At 72.8% G+C, this 20,358-nt stretch carries 22 protein-coding genes; 14 read left to right on the top strand and 8 right to left on the bottom strand.

Annotation, left to right across the window (positions count from 1 at the left end):
• Positions 1–43 precede the first annotated feature (43 nt).
• From ACYQ8Q_RS24530 to ACYQ8Q_RS24510, 5 genes are all read left to right on the top strand, one after another.
• A complete protein-coding gene (locus ACYQ8Q_RS24530; protein ID WP_460067880.1) occupies positions 44–2,017 on the top strand; it encodes an Ig-like domain repeat protein in 1,974 nt (657 codons plus the stop codon).
• A gap of 98 nt (positions 2,018–2,115) precedes the next feature.
• The gene (locus ACYQ8Q_RS24525) at positions 2,116–3,006 is read left to right on the top strand and encodes a sortase (RefSeq protein WP_460067879.1); all 891 of its coding nucleotides are present in this window, start codon (positions 2,116–2,118) and stop codon (positions 3,004–3,006) included.
• A 10-nt stretch (positions 3,007–3,016) separates the two neighbouring features.
• Positions 3,017–3,883 (top strand): phosphate ABC transporter ATP-binding protein PstB, encoded by an 867-nt coding sequence (gene pstB, locus ACYQ8Q_RS24520; RefSeq protein WP_460067878.1) that lies wholly within the window; start codon positions 3,017–3,019, stop codon positions 3,881–3,883.
• 39 nt (positions 3,884–3,922) lie between these two features.
• On the top strand, positions 3,923–5,107 hold the full coding sequence (locus ACYQ8Q_RS24515; protein WP_460067877.1) for a pyridoxal phosphate-dependent aminotransferase: 1,185 nt from the start codon (positions 3,923–3,925) through the stop codon (positions 5,105–5,107).
• 41 nt (positions 5,108–5,148) lie between these two features.
• Positions 5,149–5,565: a RidA family protein gene (locus ACYQ8Q_RS24510; RefSeq protein WP_460067876.1), complete on the top strand. Its 417-nt coding sequence runs from the start codon at positions 5,149–5,151 to the stop codon at positions 5,563–5,565.
• Between the two features lie 44 nt (positions 5,566–5,609).
• Here the strand turns inward: ACYQ8Q_RS24510 and ACYQ8Q_RS24505 are convergent, their stop codons facing one another.
• The 3 genes from ACYQ8Q_RS24505 to ACYQ8Q_RS24495 are packed head-to-tail and all read right to left on the bottom strand — an operon-like array spanning position 5,610 to position 7,474.
• A complete protein-coding gene (locus ACYQ8Q_RS24505; protein WP_460067874.1) occupies positions 5,610–6,299 on the bottom strand; it encodes a DUF899 family protein in 690 nt (229 codons plus the stop codon).
• A gap of 52 nt (positions 6,300–6,351) precedes the next feature.
• Positions 6,352–7,011 carry a TetR/AcrR family transcriptional regulator gene (locus ACYQ8Q_RS24500; RefSeq protein ID WP_460067873.1) on the bottom strand — a complete coding sequence of 220 codons (660 nt, stop codon included), beginning with the start codon at positions 7,009–7,011 and terminating at the stop codon, positions 6,352–6,354.
• A complete protein-coding gene (locus ACYQ8Q_RS24495; RefSeq protein ID WP_460067872.1) occupies positions 7,004–7,474 on the bottom strand; it encodes a DUF1569 domain-containing protein in 471 nt (156 codons plus the stop codon). Before ACYQ8Q_RS24495 ends, ACYQ8Q_RS24500 begins: the two co-directional genes overlap by 8 nt.
• Positions 7,475–7,531: 57 nt before the next feature.
• On the opposite strand from ACYQ8Q_RS24495, the gene ACYQ8Q_RS24490 reads away from it, so the two are divergent.
• From ACYQ8Q_RS24490 to ACYQ8Q_RS24480, 3 genes are all read left to right on the top strand, one after another.
• Positions 7,532–8,974: an aldehyde dehydrogenase family protein gene (locus ACYQ8Q_RS24490; protein ID WP_460067871.1), complete on the top strand. Its 1,443-nt coding sequence runs from the start codon at positions 7,532–7,534 to the stop codon at positions 8,972–8,974.
• A gap of 143 nt (positions 8,975–9,117) precedes the next feature.
• Entirely contained in the window at positions 9,118–9,759 is a 642-nt protein-coding gene (locus tag ACYQ8Q_RS24485; protein WP_460067870.1) for a hypothetical protein, read from the top strand.
• A gap of 9 nt (positions 9,760–9,768) precedes the next feature.
• On the top strand, positions 9,769–10,911 hold the full coding sequence (locus ACYQ8Q_RS24480; RefSeq protein WP_460067869.1) for a Rieske 2Fe-2S domain-containing protein: 1,143 nt from the start codon (positions 9,769–9,771) through the stop codon (positions 10,909–10,911).
• Here ACYQ8Q_RS24480 and ACYQ8Q_RS24475 read toward each other — a convergent pair.
• Positions 10,793–11,107 (bottom strand): DUF6191 domain-containing protein, encoded by a 315-nt coding sequence (locus ACYQ8Q_RS24475; protein WP_460067868.1) that lies wholly within the window; start codon positions 11,105–11,107, stop codon positions 10,793–10,795. The two genes, ACYQ8Q_RS24480 and ACYQ8Q_RS24475, sit on opposite strands and share 119 nt — an antisense overlap.
• An 82-nt stretch (positions 11,108–11,189) precedes the next feature.
• Entirely contained in the window at positions 11,190–12,773 is a 1,584-nt protein-coding gene (locus tag ACYQ8Q_RS24470; protein WP_460067867.1) for a carbohydrate-binding protein, read from the bottom strand.
• Between the two features lie 251 nt (positions 12,774–13,024).
• Here ACYQ8Q_RS24470 and ACYQ8Q_RS24465 point away from each other — a divergent pair, with 251 nt between their 5' ends.
• Together ACYQ8Q_RS24465 and ACYQ8Q_RS24460 are read left to right on the top strand one after the other, a co-directional pair.
• The gene (locus tag ACYQ8Q_RS24465; RefSeq protein ID WP_460067866.1) at positions 13,025–13,795 is read left to right on the top strand and encodes an SCO2400 family protein; all 771 of its coding nucleotides are present in this window, start codon (positions 13,025–13,027) and stop codon (positions 13,793–13,795) included.
• 115 nt (positions 13,796–13,910) lie between these two features.
• Complete coding sequence (locus ACYQ8Q_RS24460; RefSeq protein ID WP_460067865.1) at positions 13,911–14,510, top strand: DinB family protein; 600 nt, start codon at positions 13,911–13,913, stop codon at positions 14,508–14,510.
• Positions 14,511–14,763: 253 nt separating this feature from the next.
• Here the strand turns inward: ACYQ8Q_RS24460 and ACYQ8Q_RS24455 are convergent, their stop codons facing one another.
• The gene (locus tag ACYQ8Q_RS24455) at positions 14,764–15,978 is read right to left on the bottom strand and encodes a wax ester/triacylglycerol synthase domain-containing protein (RefSeq protein WP_460067864.1); all 1,215 of its coding nucleotides are present in this window, start codon (positions 15,976–15,978) and stop codon (positions 14,764–14,766) included.
• Positions 15,979–16,170: 192 nt separating this feature from the next.
• Between ACYQ8Q_RS24455 and ACYQ8Q_RS24450 the strand changes: the two genes are divergently transcribed.
• Together ACYQ8Q_RS24450 and ACYQ8Q_RS24445 are read left to right on the top strand one after the other, a co-directional pair.
• Complete coding sequence (locus ACYQ8Q_RS24450) at positions 16,171–17,358, top strand: macrolide family glycosyltransferase (RefSeq protein ID WP_460067863.1); 1,188 nt, start codon at positions 16,171–16,173, stop codon at positions 17,356–17,358.
• Between the two features lie 55 nt (positions 17,359–17,413).
• The gene (locus tag ACYQ8Q_RS24445; RefSeq protein ID WP_460067862.1) at positions 17,414–17,986 is read left to right on the top strand and encodes a dihydrofolate reductase family protein; all 573 of its coding nucleotides are present in this window, start codon (positions 17,414–17,416) and stop codon (positions 17,984–17,986) included.
• A gap of 16 nt (positions 17,987–18,002) precedes the next feature.
• Here the strand turns inward: ACYQ8Q_RS24445 and ACYQ8Q_RS24440 are convergent, their stop codons facing one another.
• Positions 18,003–18,581 (bottom strand): TetR/AcrR family transcriptional regulator, encoded by a 579-nt coding sequence (locus ACYQ8Q_RS24440; protein ID WP_460067861.1) that lies wholly within the window; start codon positions 18,579–18,581, stop codon positions 18,003–18,005.
• 91 nt (positions 18,582–18,672) lie between these two features.
• Between ACYQ8Q_RS24440 and ACYQ8Q_RS24435 the strand changes: the two genes are divergently transcribed.
• Complete coding sequence (locus tag ACYQ8Q_RS24435; RefSeq protein WP_460067860.1) at positions 18,673–19,119, top strand: anthrone oxygenase family protein; 447 nt, start codon at positions 18,673–18,675, stop codon at positions 19,117–19,119.
• Positions 19,120–19,233: 114 nt separating this feature from the next.
• On the top strand, positions 19,234–19,992 hold the full coding sequence (locus ACYQ8Q_RS24430) for an SDR family NAD(P)-dependent oxidoreductase (protein WP_460067859.1): 759 nt from the start codon (positions 19,234–19,236) through the stop codon (positions 19,990–19,992).
• On the opposite strand, the gene ACYQ8Q_RS24425 is transcribed toward ACYQ8Q_RS24430, so the two are convergent.
• Positions 19,989–20,336: an AQJ64_40280 family protein gene (locus tag ACYQ8Q_RS24425; protein WP_460073469.1), complete on the bottom strand. Its 348-nt coding sequence runs from the start codon at positions 20,334–20,336 to the stop codon at positions 19,989–19,991. The two genes, ACYQ8Q_RS24430 and ACYQ8Q_RS24425, sit on opposite strands and share 4 nt — an antisense overlap.
• Between the last annotated feature and the right edge of the window lie 22 nt (positions 20,337–20,358).

Here is a 20,358-nt window from a genome sequence, read left to right as displayed (position 1 = left end):
GCCAGATCGATCCACCCCTTTCGCACAGTCACGGAGACTCTCCATGCGCAGAACGCGCTCCACGGCCGCGCTCGTCGCCGCCGCAGTGGTGGCCGGCGGTGTGGCTCTCGCGAGCCCGGCGTACGCCGACCCCACCCCCGCCGGGACCTTCCGCCAGCTGGTCGGCGTGGGCTCCGACACCACGCAGGACGTGCTCAACGCCCTCGCCGGCGACACCGTGGGCGGCAAGGACTACTCCGGCACCGCCGTGAAGTCGGCGACCGGCGCGGGCATCGCCTCCTACGACGCGATCGGCTCGTCCACGATCCAGACCCGCTCCGGCGGCCCGTCGTTCACCCGCCCGAACGGCTCCGGCCCGGGCCGCGCGGCGCTCAGCATGTCCCTCACCGGCGACAAGTTCCCCAACAACGACGGTGTCGCCGTCGGCGGCCAGGTCGACTTCGCCCGCTCCTCCGGCGGCCCGAGCTTCTCCGGCAACGCCCTCACCTACATCCCGTTCGCCCGGGACGCGGTCGGCGTCGCGGTCCGCGGCACCGGCCTGGACTCGCTGTCGGTCTCGCAGCTGCACGACATCTACATGGCGGGCGGCGTGCGCACACTGGGCGGCCAGACCCTGCACCCGGTCCTGCCGCAGAGCGGCTCCGGCACCCGCAAGTTCTTCCTCGGCGCGATCGGCCTGAACGAGAACACGGTCGACACCAGCCTGCCGACCGTCCAGGAGAACCAGGCCAACGCGGCCCTCACCGAGGACGGCACGCTCGTCCCGTTCTCCGTGGCCAGCTGGATCGCCCAGGCCAACGGCGTCGCCCCCGACTACAGCTCCACCGCGATCACCGCGGGCGGCCACCTGGCCAGCATCACGCTGCCGGGCGACTCCGGCGCCACCACCCCGGTCAGCACGGTCAACGGCAAGCTGGCCCCGGTCGCCGGCTACTTCGAGAACTCCACCTTCGGCCGCGACGTCTACAACGTCGTCCCGAGCCGCGCGGTCGACACGAGCAGCGTCTTCTTCGACAAGGACCTCTACGACGTCTTCGTCACCAGCGGCGACCACGAGGCGGCCCTCGCCTCCGACAACGCCGAGAAGGTCATCGCGGCCTTCGGCTTCCTGAACGAGTCGTACAACGGCTCGATCAACCTGGCCAAGCACGCCAAGGTCGGCGGACTGGAGATCGCGGGCCTGACCACGCCCGGCGCGCCCGTCCTGAAGTCCACCGTGGGCGACGCGAGCGTCAAGCTGACCTGGACCGCGCCCAGCCCGGCGCCCGCGCAGCCCGTCACCGACTACCGCGTCACCCTGAAGGACGCGGACGGCGGCGTCGTCGCCACGAAGGACGTGCCGGCGAGCACCACCTCGTACTCCTTCACCGGTCTGGCCACCGGCACGTACACCGCCACCGTCGCCGCCGCCACCGTCGTCGGCAACGGCACGGAGGCCACCTGGACCGGCGCGGTCAAGTACGCCAGCACCGTCAAGGCGACCGCCGCGACCACCGCGTACGGCAGGACCCCGAAGGTCGCGGTCACCGTCACCGGCTCGCACTCGGTCGCCCCGACCGGCAAGGTGACCGTGAAGGAGGGCTCCACCACCCTCGGCACCGGCACCCTCAGCGGCGGCAAGGTCACCCTCGGCCTGTCGAACCACCTCAAGGTCGGCACGCACAGCCTGACCGTGTCCTACGGCGGCAGCACCCAGCTGAACACGTCCTCGGCCAAGGTCTCCCTGAAGATCACCAAGGCGACGCCGTCGGTCGCGACCACCGCCCCGGCCTCCGTGGCCCACACCGCCCGCGCCAAGGTCACCGTCAAGGTCACCGCGACCGGCACCACGCCCACCGGCACCGTCCGGATCTACGAGGGCACCAAGATCATCGCCACCGGCACCCTGAGCGGCGGCAAGGTCACCGTCACCCTGCCCAAGCTGGCCAGGGGCCGCCACACCCTGCACGCGAGCTACCTGGGCTCCTCGACGGTGAACGCCAGGAACGGCGCGAACTTCGTCATCAGGTCCACCTGAGCTCCCCTGATCCCGGCGGCCGGGGAGACCACTGAGGGAGTGTCTCCCCGGCCGACCGGCCCCTGTCCGTACCCATGTCGTGAAGGAGGCGGGCCGCCGTGACGGTCGCCGTACCCTTGACGCCCCCCGGCGTCCGCAGCGTCACCGCCGTCCGTCATCTCGCCCGCGGCGGCCTGCTCGGCCTGGCCGCCCTGCTGCTCGGCATCACCGCACAGCTGCTGGTGATCAGCGGCGCACAGGAACACTCCGCACAGCACGCGGCCTTCGACGAGCTGCGCAATCAACTCGCCCTCGGCACCGCCCCGGTCGCGCAGACCGACCAGGACGGCCGACTGCTCGCCCCCGGCACCCCGGTCGCGCTCATCGACGTCCCCAGCCTGGGGATGACCCAGGTCGTCCTGGAGGGCACCGACTCCTCCGTCCTCACCGACGGCCCCGGCCACCGCCGTGACACGCCGATGCCCGGCCAGGCCGGCACCAGCGTCCTGATGGGCCGCGCCGCCGCCTACGGCGGCCCCTTCAGCGGGCTCTCCTCCCTCGCGGCGGGCGACACGTTCCGTGTGACCACCGGCCAGGGCAAGGCGACGTACCAGGTCAGCGGCGTACGACGGGCCGGTGACCCGGCACCCGCACCGCTCGCCTCCGGCAAGGGGCGGCTGGTCCTGGTCACCGCCACCGGCTCCCGTTTCGTACCGTCCGGGGTGCTGCGCGTGGACGCCGATCTGATGTCCACGCCCTTCCCGACCCCGGCCGCGGTGATCCGCTCCGGCACGCTCCCCGAGTCCGAGGAGCCGCTGGCCCGGCCCGACGGGGTGCCGTGGCCGCTGGTGATGTGGCTCCAGGCGCTGCTGCTCGCCGCGGTGGCCGCGGTCTGGGCCTGGCACCGGTGGGGCCGCCACCAGACCTGGATCGTGTTCGCCCCGGTCGTCGCGGTCCTCGGCCTCCAGGTCGCCACCCGCACCACCGAGCTCCTGCCCAACCTGCTGTGAGGTGTCAGCCATGACCGAAGTGACCGAAGCGACCGAAGCGGTCGCGCCCCTGACCGACACGGTCGTCCTCCCCCGGGTGGGACCGACCGCCGCGCCCGCCGCCCCCGCCACCCTCGACGCCCGCGCCGTCTCGGCCTGGTTCGGCACCCACCAGGTGCTCAGCCGCGTGTCGCTGACCATGCCCGCCGGCCGGGTGACCGCCCTCATCGGCCCCTCCGGCTGCGGCAAGTCGACCTTCCTGCGCACCCTGAACCGGATGCACGAGATGATCCCGGCCGCCCGCTTCGGCGGCGAGGTGCTGTTCGAGGGCGAGGACATCTACGACCCCTCCTGGCGGCTGACGGACGCCCGCCGCAGGATCGGCATGGTCTTCCAGAAGCCGAACCCGTTCCCCGCCATGTCGATCTACGACAACGTGGTCGCGGGCCTGCGCCTGACGGGCACCCGGGCGAACCGCCGCGAGAAGGACGTCCTGGTCGAGGAGTCCCTGACCCGGGCCGGGCTGTGGAAGGAGGTCCGCGACCGGCTGCGGCAGCCCGGCGGCGCGCTCTCCGGAGGCCAGCAGCAGCGGCTGTGCATCGCGCGGGCCCTGGCCGTACGCCCCCGGGTGCTGCTCATGGACGAACCGTGCTCCGCCCTCGACCCCACCTCCACCCGCCGGGTGGAGGAGACCGTCCAGGAGCTGGCCGGGCAGGTCACCGTCGTGATCGTCACCCACAACATGCAGCAGGCCAACCGCGTCTCCCAGCAGTGCGCCTTCTTCCTCGCCGAGCAGGGCACCCCCGGCGGGATCGTGGAGGCGGGCCCCACCGAGGACATCTTCGGCTCCCCGCAGGACCAGCGGACGGCGGACTACGTGGCGGGCCGCTTCGGCTGACCCGCTCCCCCGGCGCCCGCGTGCCGGAAAATCGACGGCATGAGGATCTCGCAGCGCGCCCGGGCCATCGCCCCCTTCTACGCCATGGAGTTCGGCAAGCAGGCCGCCGAACTGGAGGCGGCCGGCCACCATGTCGTCAAACTCAGCCTGGGCGAGCCCGACTTCGGCGCGCCGCCCGCCGTCCTGGAGGCCATGCGCAACGCCATGGACGGCCGGCCCATGGCGTACACGGCGGCCCTCGGGCTGCCCGCGCTCCGGCATGCGATCGCCGGCTTCTACGCCGACCGGCACGGCGTCGAGGTCGATCCGGCCCGGGTCGCGGTGACCGCGGGCGCCTCCGCCGCGCTGGTACTGGCCACCGCCGCCCTCGTCGACCCCGGTGACGAGGTGCTGATCGCGGATCCGTCCTACCCGTGCAACCGGCAGATCATGGAGAGCTTCGGCGCCCGCGTCACCCTCGTCCCGACCACCCCGGCCTCCCGCTTCCAGCTGGACACGGCGTCGGTACGGTCGCACTGGACGGACGGCACCCGCGGCGTCATGATCGCCACCCCCTCCAACCCCACGGGCACCTCCGTCCCCGCGGACGAGCTCCGGGCCCTGTGCGCCCTCGCCCGGGAGCGCGGGGCGTGGCGGCTGGTCGACGAGATCTACCTCGACCTCGGCGACCCCGACGGCCTCGGCCGCCCGCCGGGCACCGCCCTCGCGCACGACCCCGACGCGGTCGTGATCAACAGCTTCTCGAAGTACTTCGGCATGACCGGCTGGCGGCTCGGCTGGTGCGTCGTGCCCGAGGCCCTCGTGCCCGCGCTGGAGCGCCTCGCCCAGAACTACTTCCTGTGCGCCTCCGCCCCGGCCCAGCACGCCGCCCTGGCCTGCTTCACCCCCGAGTCCCTGGCCGTGGCGGAGGCCCGCCGGGTGGAGTTCGCCGAGCGCCGCGTGCTCGTCCTGGACGGCCTGGAGCGCATCGGCCTGCCCGTCCCCGTCCCGCCCGACGGCGCGTTCTACGCCTACTTCGACGTCGCCGCCACCGGCCTGACCTCCTGGGACTTCTGCGCCCGTGCCCTGAGCGAGGCCCATGTGGCGCTCACCCCGGGCCGGGACTTCGGCATGGGCACGGCCGAGACCCATGTCCGCCTGTCGTACGCGGCGTCGGCCGGTGAACTGCGGGAGGGGCTCGCCCGGCTGGGCAAGTTCGTCTCCACCCTGGGGCCCACCGCGTAATCCACCTGCGCCCGCCAGGACCGGCGTGCAGAATGCGCGCCATGGCACCCACACACAGCGCACCGCACCTCACCCACCTCGCCGCCCCGGAGGGTGTCGCCCCGGGCACCGGCTACACCCACGTGGTCATGGGGACCGGGCGGCTGGTGGCGGTCTCCGGGCAGATCGCCGTCGACGCCGACGGCAAGGTGGTCGGCGAGGGCGACCCCGCCGCGCAGGCCCACCAGGTCTTCGAGAACCTCCGCCGCTGCCTGGCCGCGGCGGGCACCGGCTTCGAGAGCGTCGTGAAGTTCACCTTCTACGTCACCGACGTCGCCCATCTGCCCGCCGTGCGCGAGGCCCGCGACCGCCACATCGACGTCGAGCGCCCGCCCGCCAGCACCGCCGTCCAGGTGGCGGCCCTGTTCCGGCCCGAACTGCTCCTCGAGGTGGAGGCGCTGGCCCTGCTCCCGGACTGACGTGCTCTCACCTGGGGGAGCGCCTTCCTCGGACGTTGGACGAGTCATCCGTAGTCGAGGCTCGGATACCAGTCGCCCCGGCCGCCCGGGGTGAGGTCGAGGAGGTGCCAGACGGGGGCGAGCAGGTCGATGCCGCGTTCGGCGATGTCGTCGGCCATGCGGGGGTGCGCGGAGTAGAAGTGGCGGACCGTGCCGTCGGGGTCGCGGGTGAAGACGGAGACGGTGGAGTCCTGGCCGCCGTCCTCGTCCTCGCTGCCGAGGTCGTACTTGAAGGTGCTGTCGCCGCAGCTCAGCAGCCGCAGCCGGGGCCAGCGGCGGGCCCGGGCGTGGGCGCGCAGGGTGGGCGGGTCGGCGGCGGCGACCACGGCGAGGTCGGCGTTCCGGGTGACGTGGTGGGCGATGTTGCTGAAGCCGTCGATCCAGAGGGTGCACATCGGGCAGGCGTCCGTCTGCCGTTTGCCGTACATGAAGTGATAGACGATCAGCGGCCGGTCCGGGGCGGTGAACAGCTCGCCGAGGGCGACCTCGTGGACCGGGGTGTCACCGGCGTCGAGGTCGGCGGGGCCCTCCAGGAAGACGTAGTCCCCGACGGGCGGCCCCGGCGGCAGCGCCCGCCGGCGGGCCGCGACCTCCTCGCGGTGGCGCATCAGCCCGATCTCGGCCAGGCGCAGCTCCTCGCGGGCGGCGAGGTACTCCTCGCTCTCCCCGGCCAGCCGGGTCTGCCGCCGCACCATGACGTCCTCCTGGGGTGCTCGTCCGCCCCCACGCCTGCCGTCCTCTTCGAGTCTAGGCCGGTGCGGGGCGGCCCGGCGTCCCGGCGCCGAGGGCCCGCAGGAGGAACGGGAGCAGCCGGTCGGCACCGGCCCGCGCCGCCTGCGCGTCCACCCGTTCGGGCAGCCGGGGCGTGATCAGGAAGTGGCTCAGCATCGGCCCCACGACCAGGTCGCCGAGCATCTCCAGGTCGTCGACCGGCGGGATCTCCCCCCGGGCCGCCGCCCGGCCCACCGCCTCCTGGACGCGGCGCCGCACGGGCACCAGGAAGCTGGTCGCGAGGGCCTCGGCGAGGGCGTCGTTGTGGGCGGCCTCGCCGATGAGGGCGCGCATCAGCCGGCCGCTCTCCCCGGTCAGGCTCGCGGCCTTGTCCCGCAGCAGGGCCCGCAGGTCCCCTTCGAGGCCGCCGGTGTCGGGCTGTTTCACCAGGTCCTCGGCACGGGTGGTGGCGGCCGCGATCACCAGGTCCTCCTTGGAGGACCAGCGGCGGTAGAGGGTCGCGGTGGAGACCCCGGCCCGGGCCGCCACCGCGCCGGTGGTCAGCCCGCCGTACCCGCTCTCGGCCAGCACGGCGAGCGTGGCCTCCAGCAGGGCGCGGTCCCGCCCGGCGTCCCGGGGCCGGCCGCGCCGGGGCGGGCCTCCGCCGCCCGCCTCCGCACGCGGGCCCTCAGGCATCGGCGAGCCCCGGCAGGTGCTCGGCCAGGTGCATGGCGTGCAGCCGCTCGTACTGGACGTGGGTGCAGCGGCCGTACGCGGGGTGCGGCGGGTGCGGCCCGGTGTGGGCGGTGAAGAGGGCCACCGCGTCCGTGAGCCGGGCCGCCGCCTCGGCGACGGGGAGCGCGGGGTCGAGGGGCGGGGCGCCGTCGAGTTCCGCGTCGAGGGAGTGCCGGGTGGCTCCCCGGCGCAGGAAGAGGTGCTTGGCGAGGGTCCCGGCGGTGGCCCGGAAGAGGGCCGGCTTCAGCCGGGGGTAGCCGGTCACCGAGTAGCCGACGGTCTGGGCGCAGTGCTGGAGCGTCTGGGAGAGGTTCCAGGAGCCGCCCGGCGCGAGCAGGTCGCTCTCGGGCCGGTCGGGGGACGCGCCGAGCTGCTCGGCGAGGCGGGTGAGCGGGGCGGGACTGGGCGCGGGGGCGATGGGCATGCCCTCAGTATAAGCAATACGAAACGAAAGACTTTCGTTTCGTATATCGTGCCCGCCATGACGACCACGCCCCGCACGACCACCACGGCCGCCGCGACCGCCGCGACCACCACGGCCGGCCCCACCACCACGACCACCCCGGCCGTCGCCCGTCTGCGCACCGCCTTCACTACCGGCCGCACCCGCCCCCTCGCCTGGCGCAAGGCCCAACTGCGCTCCCTGCGCGACCTCCTGACCACCCACCAGGCCGACTTCGCCGCCGCCCTCCACACCGACCTCGGCAAGAACGGCACGGAGGCCCATCTCACCGAGACCGGGTTCGTCGTCAACGAGATCGACCACACCCTGCGCCACCTGCGGCGCTGGCTGCGCCCCCGCCGGGTCCCGGTCCCCGTCTCCCTCGCCCCGGCCCGCGCCCGGACCGTACGGGAGCCGCTGGGCACGGTCCTGATCATCAGCCCCTGGAACTACCCCGTGATGCTGGCGCTCGCGCCCCTCGTCGGCGCCCTCGCCGCGGGCAACTGCGCGGTGATCAAGCCCAGCGAACTCGCCCCGGCGACCTCCGCGCTGCTCGCCGATCTGCTGCCCAGGGCCCTGGACCCGGAGGCCGTGGCGGTCGTCGAGGGCGGGGTGCCGGAGACGACGGACCTGCTGGAGCAGCCGTTCGACCACATCTTCTACACCGGCAACGGCGCCGTCGGCCGGATCGTCATGGCCGCCGCGGCCCGCCGTCTCACCCCGGTCACCCTGGAACTCGGCGGCAAGTCCCCCGTGGTGGTCGAGCCGGGCGCCGACCTCAGGGCCGCCGCCCGCCGCATCGCCTGGGGCAAGTTCATGAACGCCGGCCAGTCCTGCACCGCCCCCGACTACGTCCTCGCGATCGGCGACACGGCCCCCGCCCTGGAACGGCACCTCACCGCCGCGATCCAGGAGATGTACGGCACCGACCCGGCCGAGAGCGCCGACTACGGCCGGATCGTCAGCGACCGCCACTTCGACCGCCTCCTGACCCTGCTGGACGGCGGCGCCCGTCTGGTCACCGGCGGCACGCACGACCGTACGACCCGCTACCTCGCCCCCACCGTCCTCGCGGACGTCTCCCCCGACGCGCCCGTGATGCGCGAGGAGATCTTCGGCCCCCTCCTGCCGATCGTCCGCGTCCCCGACCTCGACGCGGCGATCGCGTTCATCACCGCCCGGGACAAGCCCCTCGCCCTGTACGGCTTCACCGCCTCCCGGCACGCCAAGCACCGGCTCGCCACCGAGACCTCCTCCGGCGCCCTCGCCTTCGGCATCCCGAACGCCCACCTCACCGTGCCCGGCCTGCCCTTCGGCGGCGTCGGCGAGAGCGGCCTCGGCCGCTACCACGGGGCGCACTCGATCGACACCTTCAGCCACACCAAGGCCGTCCTGGACAAGCCCCTGCTGCTGGACCCCCTGCGCGCGGTCTACCCGCCGTACACCCCCACGAAGTCCCGCCTCCTGCGCAGGTTCCTCTGAGGACGTCAGCCACCGCTTCGTCGCGGGCCCCCGGGCCCTCTCCGGCGATCGGGTGAAATCGCCGCGTCACCCCTCATCCACTCCTCCTGGCGGCCGTTCTTGTCGGTGCAGGTGACCCGTCGTTCGACAGGAGAGACCCGACCATGGCCTTGTCCCCCCACACCTTGAGACGGCGCGTGTCCGCCGCCGCCACCGTTCTGACGCTGAGCGTCGCCCTGCCCCTCGCCGTCGGGGCCACGCCCGCGTACGCCCAGGGCAACCTGAACATCTCCAAGACCCACACGGGGGACTTCGCCCGAGGCGGGCAGGGAACCTACCTGATCACGGTCAGCAATACCGACGAGACCGAGGCCATCGGCCCGACGGTGATGACCGACGCGCTGCCTCAGGGCCTCACGGTCGCCACGTTCAACGCCGACGGGGACTTCGGCTCCTGTGCCGTGGACGCCACGCTCACCGTCGTCACCTGCAACACCGACCTGCCTCCCGATTCCCTCTACACGGTGACGATCGTCGTCGACGTGGCCGAGGACGCTCCCTGCGCCGTCACCAACACCGCCACCGTCGTCGAACAGGCAGGAGGCGGCCTCAGTGCCAGGGCGAGCGATCCGACCCCCATCACCGGCGGCGACTGCGGCGGAGGCGGCACCGGAAACGGCTCGGTCCTGCCCATCGACCTCAACCTCAGCCGCATCCTCCCCACCTACAACAACAGCACGAACAACACCTTCCACAGCCGGGGAACCACCAACACCACCACTCAGGACTCGCACCAGAACCCCTAACATCACCGTATGGAATTACTCCGCCGGAGTCATGACAAGTCCAGAGGGCGGCGCGGGGCCACCGACCCCCTCGCCGCCCTCCCCCGCGACCCCCGCGCCGACGAGTACCCCATGCCGGCCGTGCCGTACGGCTGGTACGCCGTGCTGCGCAGCCACGAGCTGAAGCCGGGCAAGGTCGTCAGCCTGCACTACTTCGGCCGGGCGCTGATCGCCTTCCGGGGGGCCGACGGGCGGGCGGCCGTGCGGGACGCCCACTGTCCCCACTACGGCGCCCACCTGGGCGCCGGCGGGAAGGTCGTCGACGGCACGGTCGAGTGCCCCTTCCACGGCTGGCGGTTCGGGACCGACGGGCGGTGCGTCGAGGCGCCGTTCGCGGTCCGCACCCCCAAGGTCTCCCTCGGCGGCCTCCCGGTGCGCGAGCACAGCGGACTCGTCCTCGTGCACGTCGGCCCGGACGACCCGTCCTGGGAGGTCCCCGAGATCCCGGAGACCACCTCCCGCGACTTCGCCTCCCCCGTCGACGACACCTGCCGGGCCCGGGTCCACATCCAGGAGATGCGCGAGAACATCGTCGACGAGTCGCACTTCCACTTCATCCATGGCCAGGCCGAACCCCCGGTCCAGGACTGGCAGGTGGACGGCCCCTTCGCCGAGGTGCGCGGCCGGATCCGGCGGCGGGTCCTCGGCTGGGACATCGACAACACCTTCGACGCGTTCATGTACGGCCCCGGCGTGATGGTCGTCCGCACCCACGGCCCCGTCCTCTCCGTGACCGCCGTGGCCCTCAGCACCCCCGTGGACGAGCACACCAGCGAACTCCGGATGCTCTACTACCTGCGCAAACCCGCCCGCGCCCGGTTCCTGACCCCCGCCCTCAAGCTCGTCTTCCGCGCGGAGGCGCTGGACGAGGTCCGCGAGGAGGTCCACATCTGGGACCACAAGATCCACCAGCCCCGCCCGGTCCTGCTCCCCCACGAACAGGGCATACGGCACCTGCGCCGCTGGTACGCCCAGTTCTACCCCTCCGAAACCGCTACGCCTCCGGCATCCGTACGACCACCACACCCCCGTCCAGATCCACCGTCGTCCGGCGCGGCGGAGCCCCGTCCTCCTCGTCGTCCCGCAGCACCAGAGCCGACTGCCGCTCCTTGAGCTCGTTCTGCTTGCCCGGCGAGAAACTGGCGTGCAGCTGCTCGAAGCCGGTCGCGGAGATCTGCCCCTGCCGGACGCTGTTGCGCCAGGGCAGCAGCCCGGCCCGCCCGGCCCGCAGCAGCAGCTGATCCACGAAGGCCACCAGCGTCAGCAGGATGACGAGCCCGGGCAGGGTCATGAAGACGGCGAATCCCATGCGACCAGGATCGGTGCCGGGGCCCCCGCGCGAAAGGCCCGGGCCGGATCTCCGGCCCGGGTCCTCCCGTCGTCCGGGGCGGCTACAGGGTGACCTGGGTGCCGCCCAGGGTCACGACCAGCTTGCCGTCCGAGGCGAAGGACCAGGCCAGGGCGCCGCCGTAGGAGGAGGCGCAGCGGGAGCCGTTCGTTCCGGTCCAGAACTGGTTGGTGCTGTCGGCGTCGCCGACGGTCTTGTCGTTGGAGCCGCTGACGTTGTAGCGGCAGGAGGTGTTGGAGCGGAAGACCGACGTACCGGCGTCCCAGGAGTAGTTGCGCTGGGCGTTGTCGATGCTGAGGTTGTTCGACACCGCCATGGAGCCCGGGTTGCTGTTGTACGTGAAGCCGTGCTTGCCGTTGTGGTAGGCGATGCTGCGCCGGACGACGTGGTTGACGGCGATGTCGTCGCCGCCGAGCTTGTAGCCGTTGCGGTCGCCGTTGGCGTTCACGGTCCCGTCGGAGAGGGTGCCGTTGTTGTAGGACAGGGAGTCCTCGATGGTCACCGGCCCGATCGCGCCCGTGTCCGTCTTGGTGTAGAGGTCCCAGCCGTCGTCGATGTTGTTGTGGGAGACGGCGTACCGGAAGACGTTCCCGGTGCCGGTGGTGAGCTTCGCGGCGAAGCCGTCGGCGTCCTCGCCGTCGGAGTCCGCGTTGTCGTGCGACTCGGCGCTCAGGATCAGGTTGTCCGAGGGCCAGTCGGCGCTGGCGGTCGAGGAGGCGATCCGGCCGAGCTGGAGCCCGGTGTCGCGGTTGTAGCGGGTGACCGTGCGCTCGATGACGTTGTGGCTGCCGCCGACGTAGATGCCGTTGTCACCGGCGCGTTCGACGACGACGCCGTACACCTTCCAGTACGAGCCGAAGAGCTGGAGCCCGCGGTTGGAGGAACTCTCGCTCTGCGCCGAGAAGTTGAGCACCGGGGTCTCGCCGGGGTAGGCGGACAGGGTGGTCCGGGCGGCCGACGTCCCGTTGTTCGTCTGCGGGATGGTCACCGTGGAGGAGTAGGCGTACGTCCCTCCGCGCAGGTAGATCGTGCCGCCCGCGGTGACCCGGCTGATCGCCGAGGTGAGGGTGGTCGGCGCGGAGGAGGTGCCGGCCGCGCTGTCGGTGCCGCTGGGCGAGACGTAGATCGCGCCGGTGGCGGGGGGTGTGGTGCTGTCGGTCGTCGTCGCCTCGACGTAGTCGACGTTGGGCAGGCCGTCCGCGGTGGTGGGGTTGAGACGGATGGTGTTGCTGCCCGCGGCGAGGGTCACGGTGAGCGTCTTGGTGACCCAGGTGGACCAGGCGCCGGTGGCCTCGAAGGACGGCGTCTGCACGGTCGTACCGTTGACGACGAGGGAGGCCGGGCGGGCGGTGGTGGTGCCGTTGGCGAAGCGGACGTTCAGGGTGGCCGTGCCGGCGGTGGCCGCGTTCACGGTGAACTGGGCGTATCCGCCGGTGGAGTTGGTGCCGTTGCAGAATCCGCTGCCGGAGTAGCCGGTCCAGTCGGAGTCGATGGTGCCGGTGCAGACCGCCGGGGAGGTCTCGGCCTCGTAGCGGACGGTCGCGGCCTGGGCCGGGGTGGGGCCGGCGAGCGCGACGAGCGCGCCCGCCAGCAGGCCGGTGCACGCGATGACGGATCTCAGCTGCATGGGTTCATCTCCAGGAACGGGACGAGTGCGGGTCGGCCGAACTGGAAAGCGCTTTCTCCCGGAAGTTAGGGGGCTAGCCTGGACACGTCAAGAGAGATGTACGGACGCATACCTGATTTCCGTTCATGTACATGCACGCATGGAGATCCCTCAAAGGGATTCGCGCAGGAGCCTCACACAGACTGCACACAGTCCCTCACCCGGGTCGTTAGCGTTGCCCGCCACGGACCCCCCGCCCCAGGAAGACCGCAATGGACTACTGCTCCACGTGCCGCCGGCATCTCAACGGCGCCCTGGTGTGCCCCGGATGCGGCGCCTACGCCCCGGACATAGCTCCGGTCACCTCGGGCGGTCGCACCGTGGCGGCCCGGCCCGCCGCCCCGTCACCCACCCCCGAAAGCGTGCCGGCCGTGCCGCCTGTGGCGCCCGTGGCCCCCGTGGTGCCCGCGCAGTCCGCGCCGCTGGGGCGGGCGGCGCGGCGGCGGCAGCTGGCCCGCTGGAAGAAGAACCAGCGTCGCGCCGTCGTCGCCACGGCCGTCGCCCTGGTCGGCGGCGGGCTGAGCGCCGTCGCACTGGACCGGCAGGGCGGCGAACGGGCCCAGGCGGCGTCGGCACCGGAGAACCCCGCCGGCCCGGGCCGGGAGGAACCGGCGTCGGAGTACACCCGCCCGACGACGACCGGCTCCGACACGCACCGGTCCCCGTCCTCCGCCACCGCCCCGTCGCGGTCCACCGGCCGGGCACACGGGCAGGACGCGCCCATGGACATCCGCCCGGACGCCGCCGCGTCCCCGGAGACCGACACGACGGCACCGTCGGCCACGGCCCCGCGGCAGACCACCACCTCGTCCTACGACGGCACGGTCACCACCCCCACCGGCACGACCGGCACGACCGACCAGCAGTCGTCGACGTCCCCCACGACATCCACCACGACATCCCCCACGACGGACGACACGGACACGTCGGCGTCGACCTCGCCGTCGGAGGTCTGTCTGCTGGGGCTGGTCTGCCTCAGCTGACCGGACCGGGCGTCGCGGTGGCGTGGTCCGACGTCTCTCCGACGATGTCGTCGACGTTCATCGGACAGGAGTGCAACAGGAGTTCTGCGGAGATTCCTTGAGGAAGACTGCACGCATGACCGAACCGACCATGAAAGCGGACCTTCAGCGGTACCTCCAGGGCGCGCGGGACACCCTGCTGTGGAAACTCGACGGGCTCCCGGAGTACGACGTCCGACGCCCGCTCACCCCCACCGGGACGAACCTGCTGGGGCTGGTCAAGCATGTCGCCGGGGTGGAACTGGCCTACTTCGGCGACGTGTTCGGGCGGCCGTTCTTCGGCAAGGAGCCCCCGCCCCCGTGGTGCGGGGAGGACGCGGAACCCAACGCGGACATGTGGGCCACCGCGGACGAGTCGATCGAGGAGATCGTCGGGCTGTACCACCGGGTGTGGGAACACTCCGACGCCACGATCGCGGCGCTGGGCCTGGACGCGACCGGTCAGGTCCCGTGGTGGGGGGAGGACGGGCGGGAGGTGACCCTGCACCGCGTCCTGGTGCACGTGATCTCCGACGTGCAGCGGCACGCCGGGCACGCCGACATCGTGCGCGAGCTCATCGACGGGAGTGTCGGGTTCCTGCGGGGCAACGACAACCTGCCCCCGCAGGATCAGCAGGGGTGGGAAAGCCACCGGCGCAGGCTCGAGCGCGTGGCGCGGGAAGCCGGCGGCAGCTGATCCCACCCGACGGCGGCCACCGCCGTCCCGCACGGGACGCCCCCGGACAACGCGTCGGGCCCCGGCTGTGGAGCCGGGGCCCGAAACGGTGCGGAACGGTCAGCGGACGTCCACGTAGTCGGCCGACGAAGCCACCGACTCCGTGCTGGACGACGCGTTGCCGACGTACACGCTGTCGCTCATGGGCAAGGAAGGTAGCAAGAGGAACCCTTGGGGTCCTTGACCTTGACGCAGTCGCCGGCCTGCGGCCACATCACCTCCGCCCCAGCAGCCCCAGCTCGTGGAGGAACGACTCCGCGAGGAGTTCCGCGTCCTCGGCGCCCGAGTTGGTGGCGACACCGACGGTGTGGCCGCGGGCGCAGCCGCCGAGGGTGAAGGTGACCGTGTCGTCCGGGGGCACCATGGGGACGGCGGTGACCCGCCGCAGGGGCCGCCCGGCGAGGGTGCGGCCGCACTCGCGCAGATGGACGTAGGAGCAGGCCGCGGGGGCGTACTCGGGTGCGAAGAGCCGGCCCCGGGCCAGCGCCTGCCCCGCCCCGGGGAACGCCCCGGCGACCCCTTCGAGCAGCCGTTCCGCCGTACGGCGTGGACGGACCACGGTCGTCAGCAGCCCGGCGCAGGCGGCGAGCCGGGCCGCCGGATCGGCCAGGCCCACCGGCGCGGGCACCCGCACATTGCCGAAGGCGTTGCCGAGGAAGTCCCCGTGTCCGGGCGGCCGTTGGTCGACGGGCACCGACAGCCAGACCCGCCCGGCCGGGTCCGGGACCCCCGCGGACCCGAGCAGACAGGACCGCAGCACCCCCGAGGCGGCCGCCAGGAACACCTCGTTGGTGGTGGCCCCCCGCCCCGGCACCGCCCCGCGCGCCCCGCGCAGCAGCTCGGCGGACAGCCGCACCACGGTGAACGCGGGCCGCCGCTCGCCCTTGCCCGGCAGCGGCACCGCCAGCCCCGCCGTCAGCAACCCCGGCCCGCCGACGGCCGTACGCCGATGGGTGCGCGGCTCGGCACGGGCGGCGGGGGCGTCCACCGGCGGGGCACCGTCGAGGAGGGCCCGCAGCAGGGTGGTGAGGGAGCGCCCGTCGAGCAGGCTGTGGTGCATCCGGAACAGCAGCGCGAACTCCCCGTCGGCCGCCCCGCGCAGGACGTGCAGCTTCCACGGCGGCCGCCCCTCCGCGAAGGGCGTGTGGAACCAGTCCGCCACCGCCTCCCGCAGGGTGACGTCCTCCCGGGCCACCTGCCCGCCGGGGTCACCGCCGTCCCCCGTCACCCAGCAGTGCCGACGCGGCCCGGGAAGCAGACGCCAGCCCAGCCGGGGCAGGCCGGCCCACCGCTCGGCGACGAGCGCCCGCAGCTCGGCCGTCGTCGGCGCGGTGCCGGTGAAGTCCAGACAGACCCCGGCGTTGGGCGGGCCGAACGGCCAGCGGGCCATGCCCTCCTCCATGAAGGGCAGAGGCATCGATCGGGGCATGGGGCTGCTCCTGTCGTGGAAGTCGGGTCGTGGTACCCCAACGGACCGACGCCACCCCCGGTCACGCCGTCAACCTCCCACCACCCCCGCTCCCCGATCGGATGATCCTGCACGGGGGAGGGGTCACGGACGGCGGCGCGGGTTCGTTGGGCAGAACCGCGCACCGCCCGCCGACAGGACAGGACCACGCCCGTGCCCGGAACCCGCCCCGCTCACATCGCCGTCGTCAACCTGCCGATGCTCGGGCACGTCAACCCGACCCTCGCGGTCGTCGAGGAGCTGGTCCGCCGGGGCCATCGGGTGACGTACGCGATCAGCGAGCACTTCGTCCACCATGTGAAGGCGGCCGGCGCGGAACCCGTCCTCTACCCGGTCGACGCGGGAGACGGTTCGCAGCCCCCCGAGCGTCTCTCCGAGGGCTTCGCCCGCGCCGTCCACGTCTCCCTGGGCGCCCTCCCCGCCCTCACCCGCGCCTACTCCGCCGACCGTCCCGACCTGATCCTCTACGACGTCTACGGCTTCGCGGGCCTGGTCCTCGGCGCCCAGTGGCAGCTCCCGACGGTCCTCTTCTCCCCCACCCACCTCTCCTACGACGGTGTCATCCCGGAACTCTTCGACGGCATCCCCGAGATCCCCGCCCTCCCCGGCTTCCCGGACCTCGCCGCCGCCTTCACCTCCCGGGGCCTGGACCCCGCCCGCCTCCACGCGTTCGCGTCCCCCGCGTACGCGATCGCCGCCCTCCCGCGCGCCTTCCAGCGCCGCCCGGACACGGTCACGGCCGGCCGCGTCGCCTACACCGGCCCCCTGCTCGGCGACCGCTCCCACCAGGGCACCTGGCAGCCCCCGCGCCCCGGCGCCCGGGTCCTGCTGATCTCCCTGGGCTCCCAGTTCACCCGCCGCCCCGACTTCTACCGCGCCTGCGTCGAGGCGTTCGCGGACACCGAGCACCATGTGGTGATGCCGGTGGGCTTCGAGGTCGACGCGTCCGACCTCGGCCCGGTCCCCTCGAACATCGAGATCCACGCCCACGTCCCCCAGCTGTCGGTCCTCTCCCACGCGGAGGCCTTCATCACGCACGCCGGCATGGGCGGCACGATGGAGGCGGTGGCCCACGGCGTCCCGATGGTCGCGGTCCCCCAGATGGCGGAACAGCGCGTGAACACGGCCCAGATCGAGGATCTCCGTCTGGGTGTCCACCTCCCGCGCGAACAGGTGACACCGGAGGCGCTGCGCGCGGCGGTGACGGAGGTGACCGGGTCGGCGGAGATCCGCGAGGGCCTCCACTCCCTGCGCACCGCACTCGCCGCGGCGGGCGGGGCGGGAGCGGCGGCCGACCTGATCGAGGAGGCCCTCCGCTCGGGATCCCGCGAGCCGCGATGAGTCCTGCGGCGTCCGGCGGTCCTACTGTCGAACCCCGCACCGAGGAGGACATCCGATGCGCAGCGTGACCTATTCGATGAACGTCTCACTCGACGGCTACATCGTCGGGCCGGACGGCAGCTTCAACTGGTCGGAACCCGATAAGGACGTCTTCCGCTTCTGGATCGACGAGATCCGAGAGGTCGGCGTCCACCTGCTGGGACGACGGCTGTACGAGACGATGCTGTACTGGGAGACCGCCGACCAGGACCGCGCACTCGACGACTCCGAACTCGAGTGGGCCGCCCTCTGGAATCCGCTCCCCAAGGTGGTCTTCTCGACCACGCTCTCCTCGGTGCAGGGCCATGCCCGCCTGGCCTCCGGCGGCCTGATCGAGGAGATCGAACGGTTGCGGGCCGAGCCGGAGCCGGGCGACATCGCCATCGGCGGCGCGACGCTCGCCGCCGAGGCGGCCGAGGCGGGCCTGATCGACGAGTACCGGACCATCGTCTACCCGGTACTGGTCGGCGGCGGCATCCCGTTCTTCCCCCGCCACGAGCGCCGCGTGGACCTCGAACTCGCCGAGACCCGCACCTTCGGCTCGGGAGTCGTGTACCTCCGCCACCGCGTGACGCGCCGGCCGACGTAGGCGAGGAACCCTCCGGTCAGAGGACGGCGAGCCGGTCCACCAGCAGCGCCACCCTCCGCTCGGCGTGCGCGGGCGGCTGCCGTCCCGCCCGGGTGAGGGTCGCCAGCCCGTGCAGGGCCGCCCAGAACACCTCGGTGAACACTCCCGGGTGGACGCCCTCCCCGGCCACCTCCCCGAGGGTCTCCAGCAGGGCGGCGAAGGCGTCCTTCAGGGGCTCCGGGGTGTCCTCCCGCGCGAACGCCAGGCCGCCGTCGAGCTGGAACATCGCGTCGTAGACCGCCGGGTTGCGCTCGGCGAAGTCGAGGTAGGCGCGGGCGAGGGCGGTGACCCGGGCGCGCGGGCCGTCCGCGGCGGAGGTCGCGGCCCGCAGTGCCGCGGCCATCTCGGTGGCGCCTTCGAGGGCGACGGCGCCGATGATCTCGCGCTTGCCCCGGAAGTGGCTGTAGAGGACGGGCTGGCTGTACTCGATGCGCTCGGCGAGCCGGCGCGTGGTGACCGCGTCCCAGCCCTGCTGCTCGGCGAGTTCGCGGGCCGTCGCCACGATGAGACGCTCGCGGCCCGCCCGCTCGCGCTCCTTGCGTTCCTGTACCGACATGCCCCCGATTCTAGCACCGCTAGACAATCGAGCGACAGCAGGTCTAGCGTTGCCTCATCACCTAGCACCGCTAGAAAACGGGAGGACCATCATGCTCACCGCACTTGAGATCGTCACCACCGTGGTCGTCGGCCTGATGGTGGGGGTGGAGTTCGCCGTCGCGTTCGTCATCAACCCGATCTTCGACGCCCTGCCCGAGGACAGCGGCCAGCTCGGCCGCGCCCACGGGGGCCGGATGCTCGGCGCCGTGATGCCGTTCTGGTACATCGGCTCGCTGGTCCTCGCCGCGGTCTGGGCCGTCGCCGGATGGCACCACGACGGCGCCGGCCTCGTCGTCGTCGCCGCCGCGCTGCTGATCCTCAGCGTGATCATGTCGATCCTGCTGCTCGTCCCGATCAACAACCGGGGCAAGACGTGGACCCCCGAGAACCGGCCCGCCGACTGGAAGGAGCAGATGAGGCGCTGGGACCGCTACCACTACGTCCGCGTCGCCGTCATCATCGCCGCGTTCGCCCTGCTGGTCACCGCCCGCACCTGAGCCCCCCGGCAACGGCCCCGTGCCCCGTCCGGGTCAGCCGGAACTGCGGTCCCGCCCCTTCGCGGCCGATGCTGGGCCTGGTGGTCGTCGTCTCAGGAGGTCACGGAGGTCACGATGGGTCGACTCGACGAGCGGGTGGCGATCGTCACCGGTGGGGCGCGGGGGATCGGCGCCGCGGTGGTACGCCTCCTCGCGGCCGAGGGGGCCGCGGTGATGATCGCCGACATCCTCGACTCCGAGGGCACCGCCCTCGCGGAGGAACTCGGCGCCCCGGCCCGCTTCCTCCACCTCGACGTCAGCGACGAGCGGGGCTGGCAGAAGGCGGTGTCCAAGGCCGAGCAGCACGCGGGACCGGTGTCGGTGCTGGTGAACAACGCGGGGATCGCCGGATGGGGCACCCTGGAGGAGGAGAGCCTGCTGCAGTTCCGCCGGGTCCTCGACGTCAACCTCCAGGGCACCTGGCTCGGCATGCGCACGGCGGCGCCCTCGCTGCGCCGGGCCGGCGGCGGGGTGATCGTGAACATGTCCTCCCTGGCGGGGCTGACCGGATACGCCGGCGTCGGCGCGTACGTGGCGAGCAAATGGGGCGTGCGCGGACTGACCAAGACGGCCGCGCTGGAACTGGCCGGGGACGGCGTCCGCGTCTGCTCCGTCCATCCCGGCGCCATCCGTACGGCGATGACGGCGGGCTTCGACGACCGGTTCGTCGCGGGTCAGCCCATCCCCCGCTTCGGCACGCCCGAGGAGGTCGCCCGCACGGTCCTGTTCATCATCACCGAGGCCACCTTCGCCACGGGCAGCGAGTTCGTCCTCGACGGCGGAGTCCTCGCCGGCGCCCCGGTGCTCCTGGACCCGGCCGCCGACGCCTCCTAGTCCCGGGCGTCCGCCTGCCGCAGGGCGGGTCCCACGGCGTCCCCCAGGACCTGGTGCACGGCCGTGCCCGGCAGCGTCGGCAGGGCCGCCCAGTGGGTGACGGGCTCGGCGCAGGGGCGGCCGCCCCGGGGGAGGCGGACGACCCGGTCGGAGTCGACGAAGCAGTCGTGGTGCTCGGTGCCGTCCTCGGCTAGGTGGAGGGTGGTGAAGTACATGGGCAGCACCAGCCAGAACTCCTCCCCGTCCGGGTAGCGGCCCGTCGTCGCGGCCGCCACCGGCGTCCCGGACCGCGGCAGCCGCTCACGGGCGTCCACCCACTCCACCACTGTGTCCACGTCGTCCACGTCGTCCACGTCGTCCACTCCA

The sequence above is a fragment of the Streptomyces sp. YKOK-I1 genome (assembly GCF_054660435.1).
This window is presented reverse-complemented; position numbering and strand designations above follow the sequence as displayed.

Bases quoted from the DNA above. Each gene is read 5' to 3' on its own strand.
- ACYQ8Q_RS24530 (WP_460067880.1), top strand. From the start codon at position 44: ATGCGCAGAACGCGCTCCACGGCCGCGCTCGTCGCCGCCGCAGTGGTG.
- pstB (WP_460067878.1), top strand. From the start codon at position 3,017: ATGACCGAAGTGACCGAAGCGACCGAAGCGGTCGCGCCCCTGACCGAC.
- ACYQ8Q_RS24515 (WP_460067877.1), top strand. From the start codon at position 3,923: ATGAGGATCTCGCAGCGCGCCCGGGCCATCGCCCCCTTCTACGCCATG.
- ACYQ8Q_RS24510 (WP_460067876.1), top strand. From the start codon at position 5,149: ATGGCACCCACACACAGCGCACCGCACCTCACCCACCTCGCCGCCCCG.
- ACYQ8Q_RS24505 (WP_460067874.1), bottom strand. From the start codon at position 6,299: ATGGTGCGGCGGCAGACCCGGCTGGCCGGGGAGAGCGAGGAGTACCTC.
- ACYQ8Q_RS24500 (WP_460067873.1), bottom strand. From the start codon at position 7,011: ATGCCTGAGGGCCCGCGTGCGGAGGCGGGCGGCGGAGGCCCGCCCCGG.
- ACYQ8Q_RS24495 (WP_460067872.1), bottom strand. From the start codon at position 7,474: ATGCCCATCGCCCCCGCGCCCAGTCCCGCCCCGCTCACCCGCCTCGCC.
- ACYQ8Q_RS24490 (WP_460067871.1), top strand. From the start codon at position 7,532: ATGACGACCACGCCCCGCACGACCACCACGGCCGCCGCGACCGCCGCG.
- ACYQ8Q_RS24485 (WP_460067870.1), top strand. From the start codon at position 9,118: ATGGCCTTGTCCCCCCACACCTTGAGACGGCGCGTGTCCGCCGCCGCC.
- ACYQ8Q_RS24480 (WP_460067869.1), top strand. From the start codon at position 9,769: ATGGAATTACTCCGCCGGAGTCATGACAAGTCCAGAGGGCGGCGCGGG.
- ACYQ8Q_RS24475 (WP_460067868.1), bottom strand. From the start codon at position 11,107: ATGGGATTCGCCGTCTTCATGACCCTGCCCGGGCTCGTCATCCTGCTG.
- ACYQ8Q_RS24470 (WP_460067867.1), bottom strand. From the start codon at position 12,773: ATGCAGCTGAGATCCGTCATCGCGTGCACCGGCCTGCTGGCGGGCGCG.
- ACYQ8Q_RS24465 (WP_460067866.1), top strand. From the start codon at position 13,025: ATGGACTACTGCTCCACGTGCCGCCGGCATCTCAACGGCGCCCTGGTG.
- ACYQ8Q_RS24460 (WP_460067865.1), top strand. From the start codon at position 13,911: ATGACCGAACCGACCATGAAAGCGGACCTTCAGCGGTACCTCCAGGGC.
- ACYQ8Q_RS24455 (WP_460067864.1), bottom strand. From the start codon at position 15,978: ATGCCCCGATCGATGCCTCTGCCCTTCATGGAGGAGGGCATGGCCCGC.
- ACYQ8Q_RS24445 (WP_460067862.1), top strand. From the start codon at position 17,414: ATGCGCAGCGTGACCTATTCGATGAACGTCTCACTCGACGGCTACATC.
- ACYQ8Q_RS24440 (WP_460067861.1), bottom strand. From the start codon at position 18,581: ATGTCGGTACAGGAACGCAAGGAGCGCGAGCGGGCGGGCCGCGAGCGT.
- ACYQ8Q_RS24435 (WP_460067860.1), top strand. From the start codon at position 18,673: ATGCTCACCGCACTTGAGATCGTCACCACCGTGGTCGTCGGCCTGATG.
- ACYQ8Q_RS24430 (WP_460067859.1), top strand. From the start codon at position 19,234: ATGGGTCGACTCGACGAGCGGGTGGCGATCGTCACCGGTGGGGCGCGG.